This is a genomic window from Planctomycetaceae bacterium (assembly GCA_041398825.1).
Taxonomy (GTDB): domain Bacteria; phylum Planctomycetota; class Planctomycetia; order Planctomycetales; family Planctomycetaceae; genus F1-80-MAGs062.
The window spans coordinates 132,555-150,681 of sequence record JAWKTX010000004.1; the positions used below are offsets into that span (position 1 = coordinate 132,555).

At 54.3% G+C, this 18,127-nt stretch carries 8 protein-coding genes; 5 read left to right on the forward strand and 3 right to left on the reverse strand.

Features of this window, described 5'->3' with window-relative positions; translation table 11 throughout:
• Positions 1–774 precede the first annotated feature (774 nt).
• Both R3C20_08920 and R3C20_08925 read right to left on the reverse strand, forming a co-directional pair.
• Complete coding sequence (locus tag R3C20_08920) at positions 775–5,757, reverse strand: PQQ-binding-like beta-propeller repeat protein (protein MEZ6040616.1); 4,983 nt, start codon at positions 5,755–5,757, stop codon at positions 775–777.
• Positions 5,758–5,930: 173 nt separating this feature from the next.
• The gene (locus R3C20_08925; GenBank protein ID MEZ6040617.1) at positions 5,931–8,138 is read right to left on the reverse strand and encodes an arylsulfatase; all 2,208 of its coding nucleotides are present in this window, start codon (positions 8,136–8,138) and stop codon (positions 5,931–5,933) included.
• Positions 8,139–9,778: 1,640 nt separating this feature from the next.
• Between R3C20_08925 and R3C20_08930 the strand changes: the two genes are divergently transcribed.
• Positions 9,779–10,141 carry a hypothetical protein gene (locus tag R3C20_08930; protein MEZ6040618.1) on the forward strand — a complete coding sequence of 121 codons (363 nt, stop codon included), beginning with the start codon at positions 9,779–9,781 and terminating at the stop codon, positions 10,139–10,141.
• 199 nt (positions 10,142–10,340) lie between these two features.
• Positions 10,341–10,829, forward strand: a complete 489-nt coding sequence (locus R3C20_08935) for a glycine zipper domain-containing protein (protein MEZ6040619.1) — start codon at positions 10,341–10,343, stop codon at positions 10,827–10,829.
• A gap of 3 nt (positions 10,830–10,832) precedes the next feature.
• Here the strand turns inward: R3C20_08935 and R3C20_08940 are convergent, their stop codons facing one another.
• Positions 10,833–11,192 (reverse strand): group II intron maturase-specific domain-containing protein, encoded by a 360-nt coding sequence (locus R3C20_08940; protein MEZ6040620.1) that lies wholly within the window; start codon positions 11,190–11,192, stop codon positions 10,833–10,835.
• A 36-nt stretch (positions 11,193–11,228) separates the two neighbouring features.
• On the opposite strand from R3C20_08940, the gene R3C20_08945 reads away from it, so the two are divergent.
• The 3 genes from R3C20_08945 (at position 11,229) to R3C20_08955 (ending at position 16,846) form a co-directional block, all read left to right on the forward strand.
• A complete protein-coding gene (locus tag R3C20_08945) occupies positions 11,229–11,399 on the forward strand; it encodes a hypothetical protein (protein ID MEZ6040621.1) in 171 nt (56 codons plus the stop codon).
• 497 nt (positions 11,400–11,896) lie between these two features.
• The gene (locus R3C20_08950) at positions 11,897–12,415 is read left to right on the forward strand and encodes a macro domain-containing protein (GenBank protein ID MEZ6040622.1); all 519 of its coding nucleotides are present in this window, start codon (positions 11,897–11,899) and stop codon (positions 12,413–12,415) included.
• 96 nt (positions 12,416–12,511) lie between these two features.
• Positions 12,512–16,846, forward strand: coding sequence for a hypothetical protein (locus R3C20_08955; GenBank protein MEZ6040623.1), 4,335 nt, complete (start codon positions 12,512–12,514; stop codon positions 16,844–16,846).
• Positions 16,847–18,127 lie beyond the last annotated feature (1,281 nt).

Sequence of the window (18,127 nt, forward strand, 5' to 3'; positions counted from 1 at the left end):
ATGCAACCGCAGGCGCGATTCGCACAGGGAAATGGCCGGGACGTATCTTTGGTGTTGCCGCCGCGCGCGAGCTCGGTTGGTCGGGACAGGCTGAATGGGAGGGGCAGCATCAGAGCCATCAACGAAAACAAGACCGTCAGGCAAACCAGCCCGCGGCCTCTCGATCTTCGAATGATGCGAATCCAATGGAACATGACTGCTTTCTGCCAGCCAGCAAGGACTGGGAAGCTCACCGATTCGCTCTCCACAGGGATCATGCTAGCGGCTCAGATGTCGTTTCATGTGGGTGAGCGTTGCCTGCGGTCAGAGTTTCCCGTGAGTGGGAGCCTTTGGCGGTGGGCAGAGAACATCATTGGCAATCACGTGAGCCGGATTTGTCTGTTCCAGAAACGGCAATATGGCGGCATGCACCAATCGTCTCAGGTACTGTTCGCGGGGAATGGTAGATTCATCGCTCTGAATCGCCAGTCCAATCTGCTTTCAGATTGTTTTTGGACTGCGTTTGCCGAGTCTCCTCGCGAGCCTTCTGCGCAGTAGCAGCAGCACATCAGCAAAGAGCGAGCAGCAGTCAAGCCATCAGGATGGCCATGATCGCAATCATGACCAGAAGTCGTTTCCATAAACCTGAGCAACCCAATGAGTCGGCCAGCGACGGTAGTCAACCACGGCTTCTGCGGTCCCCTGCCTATCCATCGAGCTACCCATCGAGCTACCAACAGAGCCTGGCTGGTCTTGTGACGGCTTCCGGAAAGAGACTATTGAATTCGCAAACGGCTACTCTGTCTGCGTCGAAGCATCAGAATTCGCCTCCCGGGAATAATCGAGCGTGAAGAATCGGTTCTCGAAACTCAGCTCCACTCGCTTCTCTGACGCGAAAATCTTCATCCAGTGATAATTCAGTGCACGACCAACATTCGATGCTTCCGGACCAAGGTCGACGTCTTTTCCGGTACGAACATCCACAACCTTTGCAGAATAAACTGACACTCGGGCGAAACCATCTTCCCGAAGCTGACTTGCTCGTGCCAGCAAAACCATCACTGGGCCGCTGGGAAGAATTGGCCCCGGCATTGCCTTCAAAGAGCGTAGAAAATAGTGCCCCAGAGGCTCATCCCATGCAAGTTGAAAACCGTTGCGGTTGATTGCATACATCCTGCCAAAGACATGAAGCCCCTCCGACACAGGGTCCAGGTCCAGAGAGGGATCTTCGACGGCCTCCGGTAAGACGACCAGTTGGTCACGATATGGCCGCAGGTACAGATTGCGAGGCTCAGGAACCGCAGTCACATCAATCGAAGCCAGCTCCGTACCTGTATCCACGCGCAACAGTTTCAGAGTCTTTCCCTCGCAGATGACCGCCATCATGTCTTCCGAGATATTTGAAAAAACAGAATCCTGCGGAAGACTGACTTCCCAGACCAACTCATCCGTCAGCATCTGCCGACACTGGATGGAAGCTGACGTGAACCCCTGTCGAAACACGATGCAGCAGTCCTGGATCACTGCAATACGCCAGTAGAGATTCTGGCCGGGTTCCTGATCCACATCGCGAACGGATGAACCGACATTCTCGTTGGCGTCCATCCACCAGTCGGGAATCGGAGACACTCCATGCAGCTGACCATCTGTCAGACTCCGGTGTTCGATGCGACGTTCACCTTCAGAAAGTATCAACAAAGAATCATTGTTCGACATGAGTCTGCTGTCGGGAGCGATCCGCGAGAGTTGCCACTTTTGCTTGCCGGTGACAGTATCAAAAACCACTAACTGTCGACCGGAAATCACTGGCAACGCTTCCGGCGTGACCGGTCCTGCAGGGTACATGCCGGATGGCTGCGGTGAATAGCTGACGATTCTCTGCCAGCCAGGGACGAACTGCCGTGTCAGGCTGTTTCCCTGCGAATCTGTAAGATCCGATAAATCCAGTTGCCAGAGTACCTGAGGGCTGATTTCAGGATCCGGAGAGGACGTGTCCAGAACAAACATTTGTTCGAAGGTTTTCAACACAACAATGTGTCCGGTCACCATTGCGTAACAATCGGAAATCTGGTGCATTCCGGTCGGCAAAGTTTTTCCAGGTGAAAAGCTCCAGAGCAGCTGTCCGTCTGCATTGACCGCTTTCACCTCCGTGCTGTTGGCCTCCTGAAACAAACTACAGCCTCGATAGATTCCTGGAGCACCGAAGATAGGGATCATCAGTTGCGGCCCGTCCAGCACAGGCGAAGGCTGCGGGAGCATTGATCTTTCATCCGATGCCACAACCTTTGGCACACCGTCGGTACCAGGCGGCCAGATCGATGGACTACCTGGCAGGGAATGCTGCGTGACCCACTGATCGAAAGTGACCTGTGCTTCCTGATGAGCGTGAAACTTTAATGCTGCGTTGTTGTTGAATCCGTCAGCAGACTTCAGGTCCGCGATCAGCGCTCCCAGAGCTGAAAAGTTTCCGTTCTGGTTCCATGTCTGCAAAAGATCAACCAGAGCCCGGGCCGCTTCACCGTTGCCCGTCGTGATCGACCGGAGATTCATCTGCTCTCGCGTCGCATTGACAGCTGCAAAGACAACAGGATCTGCAGGCGACGAATCCAGCGAATCCAGCAACTGCCTGGCGACTGCGTGAAGTCCGGAAGCGTCACAGTCTCGAATCATCTGCAGCGTCTCGGTCGTCGAAAGGGCAGATTGATCGAGAATCTGCTTTGTTCGTTCGACCAGTCGAGCTTCGATGATGTGTCGATCCTGTTCCGTGCGCGACATGAGCACACGTTTGATTCCAGCGGCAAGGACCTGCGAATTCTGTCGCGTCAGATAACCCTGAACATAAACGTGATTACTGCCGGATCTGAGTTCCGGCAGTAGCTCCGCGACAGCATCAACCAGTTCCGATACTGGTCGCTCCTTCATCTCCAGGAGACCGTCTACCATCAGTTCAAACAACTGGTCCATCTGCGAACCAGCTTTGTCAAGGTCTTTCAGCTGATCCGGCAATACCGCCGCATCGGTCAAATCCATATTCAGCATCGTGGCCAGGACAGACATTGCCTGAACCTGATCGATCGATGTCTGCTGGATCAATTGCCGCAGCCGGGGAATGTGCTGACGGTTACGAATGAAGTCGACCCGAAGCGATTCCATCAAGACATCGGTAAGCACGGTTTGAGCCGACTGCGCAGTAACTTTCGCGCGTCGCACTGATTCAGCGTCCTCAGTCGTCAGTGCCTGATTCGATTCGAATTGAAGGACCAGCTGGTCCAGTATCTGAATCCCTTTTTCAAAATCACCATCCAGCAACGCGGCCTGAGCCTCCAGCAACGGTGCGTCGGCGTCCGCAGGATCGGACGAAAAACACCGAACTGAAGTTAACGTCTGGTCAATAATTCGGTCCTTCCGGACCAGCAGATTCCCGACAGGCTGACTACTTCGCAGTCGGCGAGTCAGCAGTCGACGACCGGTGCTGATTTCGTAGCTGATAATCGATGGGGACGTCGTTGGCACATGGACAACGGAACCATCAGTGGACGCAATTCCGGAAACAACAGCGTCGTGAATTTCCTGTACCCACACCAGTTTACCGGTATTCCGGGCAATGCCCATCACCACACGGTTGCCCGTGGCAATGATCAGGTCGTCTGTGATTGCGACAACAGATCGGACCAGCCCACGACCAGTTCGCCAGAGCTCCCGACCTGTCTGCAGATCCAGGCAATACATTTTGTCGTCGTCGCGTGGCGTCAAGACGACGGTGTCGCCATGAATGCGCGGCAGGGTGTCGGTCCACCGACTGTCAAAGTCCAGTTGGTCGGAGTGCTGTGGCGACAGTGATCCCGCCAGCACGGGTACCTGATAACCGAGCTCCGGCATTCGGATAATGTCCTGATACCGGTAGACCCACCGAATCGAATGATCCGCGACGGAAACCGCAATCACCTGCTGGTCGGTTGTGGGGCAAATCAAAAGTCCCTGGGCAAATGAAGGAGTCATTCCTGCATGCTTGCGGACAGGATGTCGCGTCAGTGGAAATTCCGGGATTGTCAGCAACTGAGACCGAATAATTCGCGGGTTCGCACTGGCAGGCGATGAGGACTGGAATTCAGGTTCCCCCAGCTGAAGCAGAAAGATGCCTTCACTGTTTTCAGCGATCACATAAATGCGGGAACCAAGCACCAGCGGGGCACCCAGAAAGTAATATCCGGCCAGAACGTTAGCTCGCCCCGATCCCGCTGCCTGCCCTCCCGCCTCCCACCGGCGCACGCCGGACTTCAAATCGTAGGCACGAAGATAATTCGTTTGGGTTTCGCCGGATGTTCCATCGAAGTCCAATTGTCCCGGCCAGGTCAACCAGCCGGAATCTTCGATGGCATAGACAGTTGAACCGTCCGAGCTCAGCTGGGTTGCGGTATTGGTCCGTACCATCTGACTAAACAGCTGAAATGCCAGGCCCCCGGCCATGCTCTCGATGGTGCTGTCGCTTGATTCGAAACGTGAGGCATTCGGAACAAAGAGACTACGCGGTGTCGGAGTAATTTCTTCCCCCGCAACCTCGGACGTTTCCTGCAGTCGATCCATCGCTGCCCGAATACGTCCGTCCGGCAAAGAGGACTCCCAGATCAGTTCTCCCGTCGTGACATCCACCGCACGCAGTCCGGCCATGGTCCGAAACACCAGCAAGTCATCTGCCAGCAAAGGCAATGAATTCGGCGGTACGGTGGCATTGCCCTGCTGAAAACGCACGACAAACTGATCAATATACTCACGGACTCTGCCGAGAAGTGGATTCAGGCGATCTGCGAACAGCACATCGGCGACTTCAGACAGCGAGGCCGTCCAGCGTGGCTTCAGATCAATGGGCCCCGTTGATTGAATTGCCGATCGACGATAATCACCTCCCGGTTGCAGCCAGCTGGTTTCAGCAGCGGATGGCCGTGGCCGTGACGAAATCCGCCCAGCAGAGATCCGCTCCAGAAGTCCGCGGTAATCACCATCCACGGGCGGCAGCAGGATGTCTCTCCCGGCGAAAGCCATTCTGACAGGCTGATCATCCGATGTGCTGGCCAGCGTTTTCAATTCGCTGATCGCATCGAATTCCAAACCAGCCATCCATTGCGCGACGGCAAGTTGAATTTGCAGCGTCTGTTGCCCGCCAGGTTGGGATTCTCCGGCCGACATCCGTTTCAGCAGGTCCAGCTGTAAAGCTGCGTCCAGATAATCGGCTCGTTCGATGGCCAGGCGAGCAAGTTGCCGAGTCGCAACTGCGCCGGCGTTTGTGAATCGATACCTTGCCGCCACCTGACGCAAAGCGGGCGGACCTCCGTGAACTGTCGCATCCGTCAAAGCCTGATTTGCCACTGAAGAAAACTGTGTCAGATATTCTTTGCGGAACTCAGCAGGAGCAGTCTGATAAACGTCTTCCATTCGCGAACGGCCGCCAGCATCGGTTCGCGTGCCTTCTCTGACGATCGGCTGTCCATCGGTCGAATTCTCTTCGAGTATCGGATCCTCTCCGGAACAAATCCGACTCCATGCCGAGTCAAAGAGACTCGCCGCCTGCACCCAATTGTTACCTTCCAGCGCTTCGGTGATCTCAGAAAGCGCCTGTTGCAGTTGCCGCTGCTGAACATTGTCCCGCATTGCCTGGACAGGGGCTTCAAATTGTCGCTGAGGAAAGATTCCCGGTACCTGAGCGAATACGACATCGGGCTGACAGAGAACCCGCAGCCCAAAAAGAAACACGATTGCGATGGTTCGAGACCGGCGTCGCATTCAAAACTCCTCAGAATCCAGCGTACCGACGTGTGCAATGGCACCGTTTAACGATCCGTGCAGTCTCGCAGATTCTCACGGAACCGTCCAAGCAGTCGACCGCAGTTCACGGGGCAAATCGTTTGCCACCCGAATCAGATTGCGGTGGCTGTCCGGCAAACAGGCTCAGGCATCTAGTGAAGCTGTATGACGCAACTGCCGATAATGCCGTTAAAGTGATTCTCGGACGTATAGTCCCCAACCAGCCCGGATTCGTCAGTCCCCACCTGCAAGCCATCCTGTGGCATCGTGGACAGCGACAATGGCAGACGCGTTTCAAACACGGCTGAATCATCCTGCTGGATGGAAACCATCTGCTCAGAAGCATCCCAGTGAACCTTCAGTCCGGTGCATTCGGCTTTAAAATGGCAGTCGGACTCATGCAGCGACCCTTTTTCGCGGACGGCAAAAATGACCTTTCCGTTTTTCAGGTACAGGGCGTAGCCCGCCGCCGAACCACCCTGCGCGACAATCACCCCATTGTCGCCAGGACTGGTGATGTTCACCGTGATTGTGAATGACTTGTTTGCATAATCAGGCGATGCAGATCGAGCCAGGTTGTCCCCCTGCTTCAATCGAAAACGTTTCTTCGAACTTAACGCGTTCGTTTTCTTCTCCCAGTACGGAGTCAACGGCAACACATTTGCGCGTTCGGCCCATGCTTGCCAAAGCCTTGCTAACGAGGCGACTCGGTCGGGCTGCATGGCTGCCAGATCGTGAAGCTCTGCCCGGTCGCTGGAAATGTCGTAAAGTTCCCATGGACCGTCCGCATTTTTGGCAACCAGTTTCCAGTTCCCTTGTCGGACAGCTCGATTGCCTTCGTGCTCCCAGAAAATGGCTTCTCGTTCGATCTGCTTTCCGTTAAACGCCGGGACCAGGCTCTTACCTTCCAGCGATTTCATTCGCCTTCCGTCAAGCTCATCAGGATAGCTTGCACCTGAAACGTCAACGCATGTCGCCATCACGTCGATCAGGTGCCCCGGCTGCGGTTCCAGTTCGCCGTCTCGCTTGATTCCGGCTGGCCAGTGGGCGATCAATGGCGTGCTGATACCACCTTCGTGGACCCAGTGCTTATATTCACGAAACGGAGTGTTCGAAACATTGGCCCAGCCACGCCCGTAAGCAATGTAGGTATCCGCCGGCCCTGGCATGACGCCAGGTCCCTGAATCACGGGATAACCATCGCGACTCTGCTTCGGAATCATGTCGCGTTGCAGGGCTTCGGCCGCCATTGAATCCAGCGTCGGCCCCTTGGCTCTTTCTGATGGGCTGCCGTTGCGGGACTGCCGGCCAAGCGTCTCGGCGCATCCCCCATTGTCCTGCATAAACAGAATCAGCGTGTTGTCCCACTGGCCTGATTCTTTCAGTTGATGAACAATTCGACCGATTCCCTGATCCATCCGATCGATCATGGCGGCGTAAACTTCCATACATCGCAATTCCCAGTCACGATGCTCGACGGTCTCCCAGTCTTCAGCAGTGTCTGACAATTCCGTATCGGCGTTCACTACGCCCAGTTCTTTCATTCGCCGGAGCCGTTCCTCGCGCAGCTTTTGATAGCCGGCATCAAAACGGCCCCTGTACTTTGCAATATCCTCAGGCAATGCATGCATCGGCCAGTGTGCTGCGGTGTAAGCAACGTACATCATGAAAGGTCGCTTCGGTGTAGCCTGCACATGTTCATCGATGAATCGCACCGCATGATCGCTGATTGCATCCGTGTAGTAATATTCCTTTGGCTGATACTCAGGATCTGCGTATGGCGAAATTTGTTCGTTGTCGCGAGTCAATGAATTCGGGTCGAAGAAACTACCAGCTCCATGAATCGTGCCATAGAACCGATCGAACCCTCTCTGAACCGGCCAGTTGGATTTGGGGCCATCCGGACTGACGGATTTTGTAACATGCCATTTCCCAACAGCGTACGTCCCATAACCTGCTGATCGCATTACCTCGCCCAAAGTACGGCACTGCTGGTTCAGCTCCCCGCGATAGCCATCGTGCCCGTTGTCATTCATCATCCAGCCAACGCCAGCCTGGTGGGGATACAATCCCGTCAGCAGGGAAGCCCGTGTCGGACAACATCGAGCCGTGTTGTAAAACTGAGTGAACCGCAGACCTCCATCGGCCAGCGAATCCAACACCGGGGTATGAGCTTCTCCCCCATAACATCCAATGTCAGAAAAGCCCATATCGTCGCTCAGAATCACAATGATATTCGGGCGGGATGTCGCCTTTCCCGAAGGTGTTGAAGGATTCGCGATTGCGGTATCAGGCAGGGAAAGGATGCAGAGGGCGATGACACTCAGAGGCTGCACGAAACTTGCGGAAAGAGGCAACATTAAAGTCGGACCTGTACATTGAAAGAGAGAGTGGACGGTCATTCTGCTTCACCCAAATGCTGCGAAGCCATCTGCCCAACAGAGGAAAAACACGCCCTCGTTTTTCATGGAAACCTGGTGCCGAACACCCGCTCGACCAAAACGGATCAAACAACGAAATGCAGAACAGGGACGACGCTCCGAGCGACAGCACTGACTACAGGGACATCGAATATTAACACCAGGCGGGCTCTGCATTCTATTGTCAGGCGGTAACTGGAAACAACCGGGGAAGCTTCGACGATCATGACAGGTATCAATGCCCAGGACAAAACGAAACTGACAGTGAGAGCGGAATGTGGCACCAACGCTGATTCCGACGTCGTTGGCTTGCAGTCGAAAACCTGTTGAACTCTGCTGACTCTTTTTGAACATCAAAAGTTCACTGAGCCGTATGATCGACCTGCCTTCAGTCACCAGTCACCGAAAATTGTTGACGGGCGATCAGACTTGGCCCCAACGAAGTCGACCCGATGCCAGAGCAGCATTCTCAGCCAGACGGCCCAACAGGAAACCCGAAGCGTTAGCGAGGGCCCGAAGAACGGGGCACGCACAGTCGCCACGACGCGAAGACGAGACGCCAGAAGAATAACTGCGGGCTCGAAGCATCCGTCTGGACCAGCCCCCTCAACTTCCCGAAGATTTACTGCCCGCCTTTGCGCCTTGGCGTCTTTGCAAGAGACATCACCCCGCACATGCCAAGAGGAAACCCGAAGCGTGAGCGAGGGATGAACCGCCCTGACCATCCGTCGCCGTCGTGCCAGAGCATATGTCCGTTCCATTCCAGAACTATGCCTGCCGCTCGTTTAACCCGACCCAACGGGGAGGCTAAGCCACGCGAGGTGTCTATCCCCAATTGCCGGGCCAGCCCGAAGGGTACTGAGCACAAGTGGGTCTGACACATTATTTCGCGACAGTAGTTCTTCACGGCCTGCACCGAGTATCGCTGCCTGATTCCAACAGTTGCGTTGCAAAACTGCGGCAAGAGGAAACCCGAAGCGTGAGCGAGGGATGAACCGCCCTGCCCATCCGTCTCGGTGGTGCCAGTGCATATGTCCGTTCCATTCCAGAACTGTGCCTGCCGCTCGTTTAACCTGACCCAAAGGGTAGGCCAGCTTGACGCATACTTACACCTTTCGTACGACGATCTGCATCAGAGGATGAACGCCTTTATGCGATCGCAAGCTCCAGCGACGGATCAGCATCGACGCGTTGACTTCGATGGTTTCTTCGGGCGGCTAATGAGTCCATTGTGAGCATCGACTCAACCAGTGTGGAAACCAGCGTGCGTCTCCCTCGTTCAGGTGAGCTGCGCTGACGGCATGTTCCATGCGCTGCAGCAACATCGCCCCACCTTTTTGCACGAACCTTGTGTGGCCTCAAGCGGCGACACATTGACACCCGTAAGCTGTGTGGGTATTGTGATACCAGTCGATTGGGTGTCAATCGCACAATATCTGCCTACTGCGCGTGATATTGGATATTACTGCCTATCGCGCGTTTTTCCCCTCCAATATCAGGATATCACGCGCAGTAGGAAGATAATGAAGAGTTAGTGCAAAACCATTGTTCTTCAGCGATTGGTCGGAGCCACATTTGAAATGAAACTGCCGGAATCAAACGAAGAGTTGGCGGAGTTGGAAATAGATTTTCCTCCACTGCCCAACAACACTGCGGCGTCCGCGCCTCGACCTATGTTCGACATACTCGAGTACCTCAACATGGAGGTTGGCGACGGAGCAAAGATTAAGGCCTCTCACCTAAAGTTCCTGCGTACAGCAGAGATTTACAATGAAGCATTCTATTGGATCTGGCAGTTCAATGATCCGTCCTCCGGGGCCAAGTGTTACGTTACAGTTTCAGAAAATGTTGGTAACGGATCGACTTGCGTCGGATATGACCAAGATTATTGGGGACTGACTCCAGAGCAGTTCATCTTTGGCAGTCACAACAGAATGTTTTAACTTCATAAATTGGCCTTCGACGTGTAGCGTTGCATACGCTCGGCCAGCAATTCAGAGCTTGGTTAAAGAACAAGAAGAATCGCACTAACCAAGCCATGCAGCGGAATGGCGGTAGTTCGCGTCTTGACCTGGATCCTTTTCTCCCGCCATCCGCTGATGGCGGGCGTTCTGTCGCTAAGACCGCTTTACCGTCAATGGTATGTTAACCCTGTTTGACCTAATTCGATTGATTGGCGCTTTGGTTGGCGCGGTCGTTTTCGGATCAACTGGCTGGAACACGCTTGGCATACTCGGTTGTGTTGTGGGTGCCCCAGTTGGACTCGTAGTGGGTGCGATGATTGGACAGATGCCTCTCATCGTCTGCCTCAAGTGGATGTCACGACGATTTGATCGCATGACCGATGAACAATTGGAAGGCGAACTCCATGATCCTGCCTGCCTGACTCCCAACATACTATTGCTTGAACTCAACCGACGTGGCTTCGACATTCGACGCGAACTACCATTCGTCCAATCACTGTTGGCATCCGATGAAATGCATCGTCGCACCGCAGGGTGGGCGGCCTTGAATTCCGCGTTTCCGGAACTTGTTGGTCGAATTCCAAGCTATAATCCAACCGCAACAACCGCGGAATGCAAAGCTGAATGCGAACCGTTACTGAACGCGACAGAACCAAAATCGGCATAGGGGTCAGCCTTGGGGCTGAGCCCCTCCCACACCACCCGACATGCGGGTCCGCACCGGGCGGTTCAGATCTTTCGCAGTGAGTGTCTGCCAGATTGTGAACAGGCTGACTAATCCTTCCTGAGCGAGATAGTCCAGCGACAGTGCTTCGTGCACGGCTTTGCTGGACGACAGCGTCCACGGACCTTTGCGACTGCAGCCGTGAGTCACGGCTTCGTCTTCTGTCACGCCGAGTTGACGCAGGTTCGCGATCCTCGTGCGGACGCCTCGCCATTGCTTCCAGTAGCAAGCCCGGATGCGGCGGCGAATCCACTTGTCGAGTTCCGCGAAGTACGTTTTGTTCGGCACGAGACGAAAGTAACCCACTCAACCCTGAAAGTAGCGACGCAGTTCCGTGAAACGATGAGACATCGACACGCCGCGGTTGCGACGTGTGATCTGCTTGACGCGGTGAAGACTTCTTATGCCGAGGATCGCCAACGGGGCAGCGCCAGCTTGTCGTTTGGAGTGCGGCGACTTGTCGCAGCTTTGGCTTTGATTCACCACGTCGAGTTTCCGCGAGCGGCAGGTTAAAATTGACTGACGCGGCAGACCTCGGCCAGAATTCCTGTCAGTTCCGTGACACGCCCAGGGACCTTCGCTTCTGCCGATCGCCAGATTCAACGAAGATTGGGTGCCTCGCGTGTTGTCGTAAATGCTTCCGGAATAGCCCCCCCTTTCGAAGATCGTTTGTCAGAAGAATCCAAAGCGGCGACAAGTCTCCGCACTCCAAGGTGGCGATTGTCAAACCCGGCCCCAAAGAAGAGCAACGAGGCCGCACCCCTTCGCAGGCTTCCTCCCCACGGATCGTCACCTCACCGCAGTTGCCCTCGCCTCATCCTTCACCCACAAAGAAACATTTGGCAAACTACTTCCTCAATGAGTCCCGTTTTCGTACAGGGGACTTTCACCCCACAAGTCCGCGCCCATGTTGGGCGTACCATGCAACGGAGTCGGCGGTCGGGTCGATTTTTGAAATCAACGTCGCTCGCGCCGACCCGCTGATGCGAAACGTTCGTCAGCAAAATCTAATGACTCGATGGCACGTATCCATTGCTGACATCCTCGACGCAAAAGCCGATGGGTTGATCTGCTCTGCCAATCCGAATCTCAACCTGTCCGGCGGCGTTGGCGGTGCATTCCTTCTTCGCTACGGCACTGAGATGCAAGATTTTCTCCATCGTCACTTGCGATCAACAGGTCAAAGATTCATCGAGCCCGGCAGTGCGGTGTTGGCGCCTCCATGTGGATCGACGTACAAGGCCATCGCGAATGCGGTCGCAATCGATGCGTTCTACGACACCAACTGCGACTTCATTCGATCCGCTTATGAAAACGCCATCCGTCAGCTGGCTGCCGCATCGTGCCGAACGATTGCTGCTGCGTGCTTGGCGTGTGGGTACGGTCGGTGCTCAATCGCAAACTTCATCGAATCAATAGAAACTCTGATTGCTAGACCGTATTTGAATGTCGATACTATTACTTTGGTAACCACCAACGCCGAACTCGCTGACGCCATCGCAGCGGTCGTCGGTGCTCCCCAAAGCTGACGAACCATGCCATGCACCGGAGTGGCGGTGGCCAGCGGATTTGAAATGGAAGCTTTACTCCCGCCACCCGGTGATGGCGGGCGTTAGGCGGTAAAGATGTCATCGATTCCATTCGTGATGCCCTTGCAGGTCCGTCAGCTATTGACCAACTCGCTGATAGAATTGGTCACAGAAACAGACACGTCGCGGCTATACGATGAAGTGTCGCAGGACACAAGTGGTTTCAACTTTGTGGAAGTCGATGATCGTCTTTTCTTCGCTGTGGACCGCATTGAAGATGGAAGTGAATTATGGATGACCGACGGAACACAATCCGGAACTGTGAAGGTCACCGATCGCCCGGGGCCGTTGTCGTCCAAAGTTCACGATCTGATTGAGTTTGATGGAGCTGCCTACTTTGTTGCTACAGACGATCGTGGGAGCGAGCAGCTGTACCGAACGGATGGCAACACAACACAAGTTGTGTTCGGAGAATCCACGGGGCAAAGAACTCACCGGATACAGCACTTAACGCAGGCGAATGGCAGGTTCTTCTTCGTTGCACCGGACGAAGATTTTCAGGAGCGGATTTGGGAGTCCGACGGAACAGCCTCGGGAACAAGGCTGTTCAGGGCAGAGGCACTTCTGCAGTCACAACCAACCATGCTGATCGCCACTCAAACGCACCTGCTTCTGACATTTCCGGACCCTGAGTCATTCTCGCAACAGTTGTATTCCATCGACCTGGCTGGCAGAAGTCCGATGACGCTGCTTGCGACCACAGATGAGTCACTCAAGTTTGCGAATGAAAAAGCAGGGCTCGCGACATTCACGTATTCCGCCAGGTATCCGCCGTACGGCAATGATCGGTTAGAGGTGCTGATCACCGATGGCACGGCCAAAGGGACGTACAGAGTTGTTAATCATGAAACCAGAAATCCCATCGTGGTCGACAGGGTCTATGGGCAGACGAAGAATGGAGTCATTCTTCGGGTGTGGAACGGTGAAATTCGCGAGGCCTGGTACGTGGACAGGAGAACGGGGGCGGCAAGTGCAATCATGTTTGGAGACTGGCCGATCTCGTATTCGGCCCTCGCCCTAAGCGACGATGGCGTGCTGTTTTCAAGTGGCAATGATCTGTTGAGATTCAGTAATTCGACAAAAGAAGTTTCAGTTCTTTATCGCGAAAAGGATTTCTGGTTCAGCGGCGTGGAGATCGACAATGACCGTGCCATCGTGCTGTTTGGGTTCGAAGAGACCTGGGGCAGACACTACGGTTCTGCCATCATTCAATATTCCACAGACAAGGGAGCAACATGGACCAGGAGCCCATCACCGTATAATGGGAGACATCCATTGGTTGCTGGTTTCGTGAATGGTCAACTGCTGCATCTGTCGGGAAACGATCAACAACCCGTAAGTCTGAACGCAATCTCGCTCACAACCAGTCAGGAGGTAGAACTGTTCAATTTCGGAACCGGGACCGGACCGAATTCTCCACAGATTCGGCCTTTGACTACGATTGGCGACACGCTGTACGGCTGGGATTTCGATCTTGGTCTGGTCAGTATTGATCCTGAGGACGGAGTACAGCAGGTTGTCTCTGCGGACGACAGATTTGGTGCCTACGGTTTTGGTGGAATTCAGCTCTTTTCTGGCACCGACAAAGCATTGGGCATGCTATGGACACATTATTACGAGCATCTGAACAACAGCGATCGGTTGCTTGGTTATGAATTCTGGAGTATCGACGCGGGTACTTTTCAGTTCCTGGGTGAGTTGGCTGAAGGAATCAATTCCGGTGGCATGACGGCTATTGCCGCACCAAATGGGCAATTCTATCTGCTGGACGGCGGCCAAACGCCGGGATTGTGGGTGACAGACGGAACACCTCGCGGGACACAGCTGGTCAAAGAACTGCCCTCGGGCGACACGTTCGGATACGCCCAAACGTCAATGCATAATTTCAAGGGTGAAGTGCTGTTTACATTCCGTTCCCGGTCCGCCGAGAAAGCGGAGATTTGGAAAACCGACGGTACGAAGGAAGGGACGATTCGCATCTGGGACACTGCCGAACCTGACTGGGGCAGCCAACTGATTGCGTCAAGGACAACAACGGCCTGGACTGAGGTTAACGGTTCCGGAACAAATAGCCGGTTGTTTGCTGTCACAGAAACTTCTGAGTCGCCAGTGTGGATTCGTCATGATATGAAAGGTCGGGAACTCAATTGGCCGTCAATCGTCGAGCATGACCTCCCCACCAACGAGATCTACTTTACAGCCTATATTTCTGTGTCGCAGGAACCTGATGTCAAAACAATGGCACAGGCTGTTTTTCGGATCAACGACAAGCTTGAAGCAGAGATCGTGGTGTCTCCGTATGAGCTGCAGTTCCAGCAAGTGGTGGATCTGAAACTTGCGGATGACAGGATACTCTTCACGACTGCACGGTATGATGATGGAACCGCCACTTTTTCCCTACAGTCATACGACATCACAACCGCAGACGTAACACTGCTCCACGAAGGACCAACGATTTGGCACGGAAATAATGGCTACTCGCTCGGACGGTCCGAAGAACGACTGCAGCGGATTTCCGGTCCGAACGGAGATCGTTTTCTGTATCTCACGAAAACCGACCCGAACACTGGGTATCGTCGACTTTGGAAGACCGACGGGACACCGGAAGGTACTTACTCGGTGCTGCCTCGGTTTGCGGACAAGCTGCTGATTCCGCCTGACGCAGAATTCGTTCAGCACGAAGACAGCATTGTGTTCAATGCCGCCCTGCCGGAAACCGGATACGAGTTGTTTCGAATTCGCACGGATACCCAGACCCCCGTCCTGAACGATGTTTCCATCAATGTGCAGAACGGCAAATCCATTGTGACCTGGCAGGAAACGGGGGCGGCTGTGCAGTACGACGTGTGGCTGAAAGATCTTTCCAATCCGGCTGCTCCGACCATTCAACGGCGTGTTGAGAAAGCATCACTGGAACTGGACGAAGAGCTGACCAGCACGGCTTATCGCGTATCCGTCCGAGTCATCACATTGTTTGGAGAATTGTCCCGATGGAGCAAGGCGGTTGATGTGTCCGTCGGCGAAACACCGATTGTCTACTGGCATGCGGCCAAAACAACGTCCGCCATTCCTTCCTTCGCATGGTCTCGTCCCGCAGACGCACTTTACGACGAGATCTGGGTTACCAACCGAGATTCAAAAACGCGAGTCCTGTACGAAACACACCTGACTTCCAGTTTATTCACGGCTGAATCGCCACTTGGGCACGGTCATCATACTGTTTGGGTTCGCTCACGACTGAAGAACGGAGAATTCAGTGCCTGGAGCCAGGGTGTCAATTTTGATGTGGTCGGAGCTCCCATTGAATTGACCAGTGGTTCAGGCGAGCAGACATCGCAGCACTTTGAGATTCTCTGGCCAGCCGTGGAGCATGCGACGTCCTACGAAGTGCGAATTGTTGCTGCCGGCCAATCCACCTCGACGTATCGTGCTGTCAATATCCCCAACGTTCATCATCAGATTGCAACGGCCCTGCGGGCCAATGATTACAAGGTTTTTGTTCGCGCATACCGAGGAAACCGAGTGCTGACGGAATGGGGTTCCGGGACGAATCTTAAGATGCTGGTGGCTCCAACCAACGTTCGCGCAGACCGAGAAACAATCGCGTGGGACTCTTCCGCGCTTCCGGCATTGTACACAATAGAAATCTGGCGGAGAGATTCCGGTCAGTTCATCAATCGCTGGGGGAAACTCACCAGAACGCAGATCGCCACACGTACCAACCTGACGCCCGGGATGTACGACGTTCGACTGCGATCGAGCTTCACAGACGGAAGAACGTCCGGTTGGTCGACCCCGGTGGACCTCATGATTCCACACCCGGCCCCGACGATCACATCGTCCGCCGAGCCAACAGCGGATGCGACCCCCTTCATCACATGGACACCGGCTGCCTCAGGCAATTCGCCGGTCGCCTATGAAATCCAGGTGACAGAGGCAGGGCACACCACGCCGATCTATCAGGCAGATGGGATCACAACCATCAGTCACCGCGTTGATTCACAGCTTTCCGTTGGGACGTACGAGATCCGGGTCCGTGCGCATTATTCCGATGGCAGTCAGTCGTTCTGGAGCAATGCGCAACAACTGACTATCGGTCCGCCAACAGTTGCCCGTCTGGTGGCGGGAACCCTGAGCTGGGCTCCCGTCAAAGGGGCGACGCATTACGAATTGTGGATCGATTATTGGGGTGATCATTCGGCCGCGCGAAAACGTATTGTCCACGAAAAATTTCTGGTAGATACTGATTGGCAGCTTCCTTGGACGCTGCCAGGCGGGCGTTACAAAGCCTGGGTTCGTGCCATCCGTGGAGAAGCAGGCAGCCTCTATCAGTCGAAGTGGAGCCAGGCGATCGAATTTCGTCGTCCATAACACACCACTGACGAAGTTGCGATCCGGCGGATGCACTTGCCGCGAAGCCTCGGTGCGTGCTACTTTCATTCGCAGCGGGCGGTCATCTGTTGCTTCGATGACTTCGGTACGAAGAGACACAAGAGGTGTCAGGCACCGTTTTCATTAGGACGCGTTTTGCAGTTGCTCCGTTTGCCCAGGTTTCATCGCCAAGTAGCGAACGGCGATTCACTCTACAACGAATTGCAGTCGGCCCCGCCTCCGTTTGCGCAATATTCACAGGCTCCAGCCAGCCCGCACTTCGACAAACGGGCCATGCAGACAGCGAGACATCTTTCGAAGCGATGCGAGACCAGCATCGTTTCGATCGCGGGAGCCGGATGAATGACAGCGTCTCGAACAACACAAATCGATGTTCAGATCGTTTCAAAACAGAAACCGATCTCTTCGCCGCTACGCCACTTCGAGGATGCAGCCTCAATCGTTGCTCGAACAACTGTCGCATCCGAATCAATCCCAAAATCCGCCGGAACCGAACCACCGTTAAATCGCCATTCCCAGGGTGACAACCCGTTGCCCCTTCGGTAAACTGCTCCGCAGCGGATCCATTATCGTGATGAATCCCGCAAGCAAACAACCGAGCCGCAAGCACTCGCCAAGCGGCAAAGTTCAACGCTCGATCTATACACCAGCATCCTGCGTTGCATAGATCGCAAGTCGTTATACTACCTGGGGTGTTGCATCGGCTTCGCACGCCAGCCTCTGGCTTTGACGCATAGCGGGTTCCGGTGCGAATTGCATTGAAGAGGTTGTGATCCGTTCTTACAAGAAATCGCCAAGAATTGTTCGGAACAGGCGAACAGAAATTGTTTCACACACTAATTCATTGGATGATCTAGAATGAGCGAATGTTATTGCTGTGGTAACGATGTCGAGTGTCTTGTGCAAGAATGCGGAATCTGCGATTGGCCCATTGGCAAACGGGTCTGCCGCGAGAAACGTTGCAGCCCCATATCCAACGCGATATGGAAACTCTTTTTCGTTGCCGCTCTTGTCGTGTCCACCGCGGTAGTGGCGTGGCAATTGTTAGCTTGACCCTGTTGGACATCGAATGATTGCAGCGATCCAAGCTGGTCAATAGCCTTATTCGCAGGGTAACCATAGTGGATTAGAAAATCGCGAAGCCGAGTTCTAATCTTTTGTTCAAGGAGCCCGGAGCGATGTTCGGGCTTTTCTTTTGCGCGATTTGGTGGATTGAATATCAGAGCACTGCTTTCAGTGGGGTGTCGGCTGGCATTAGGT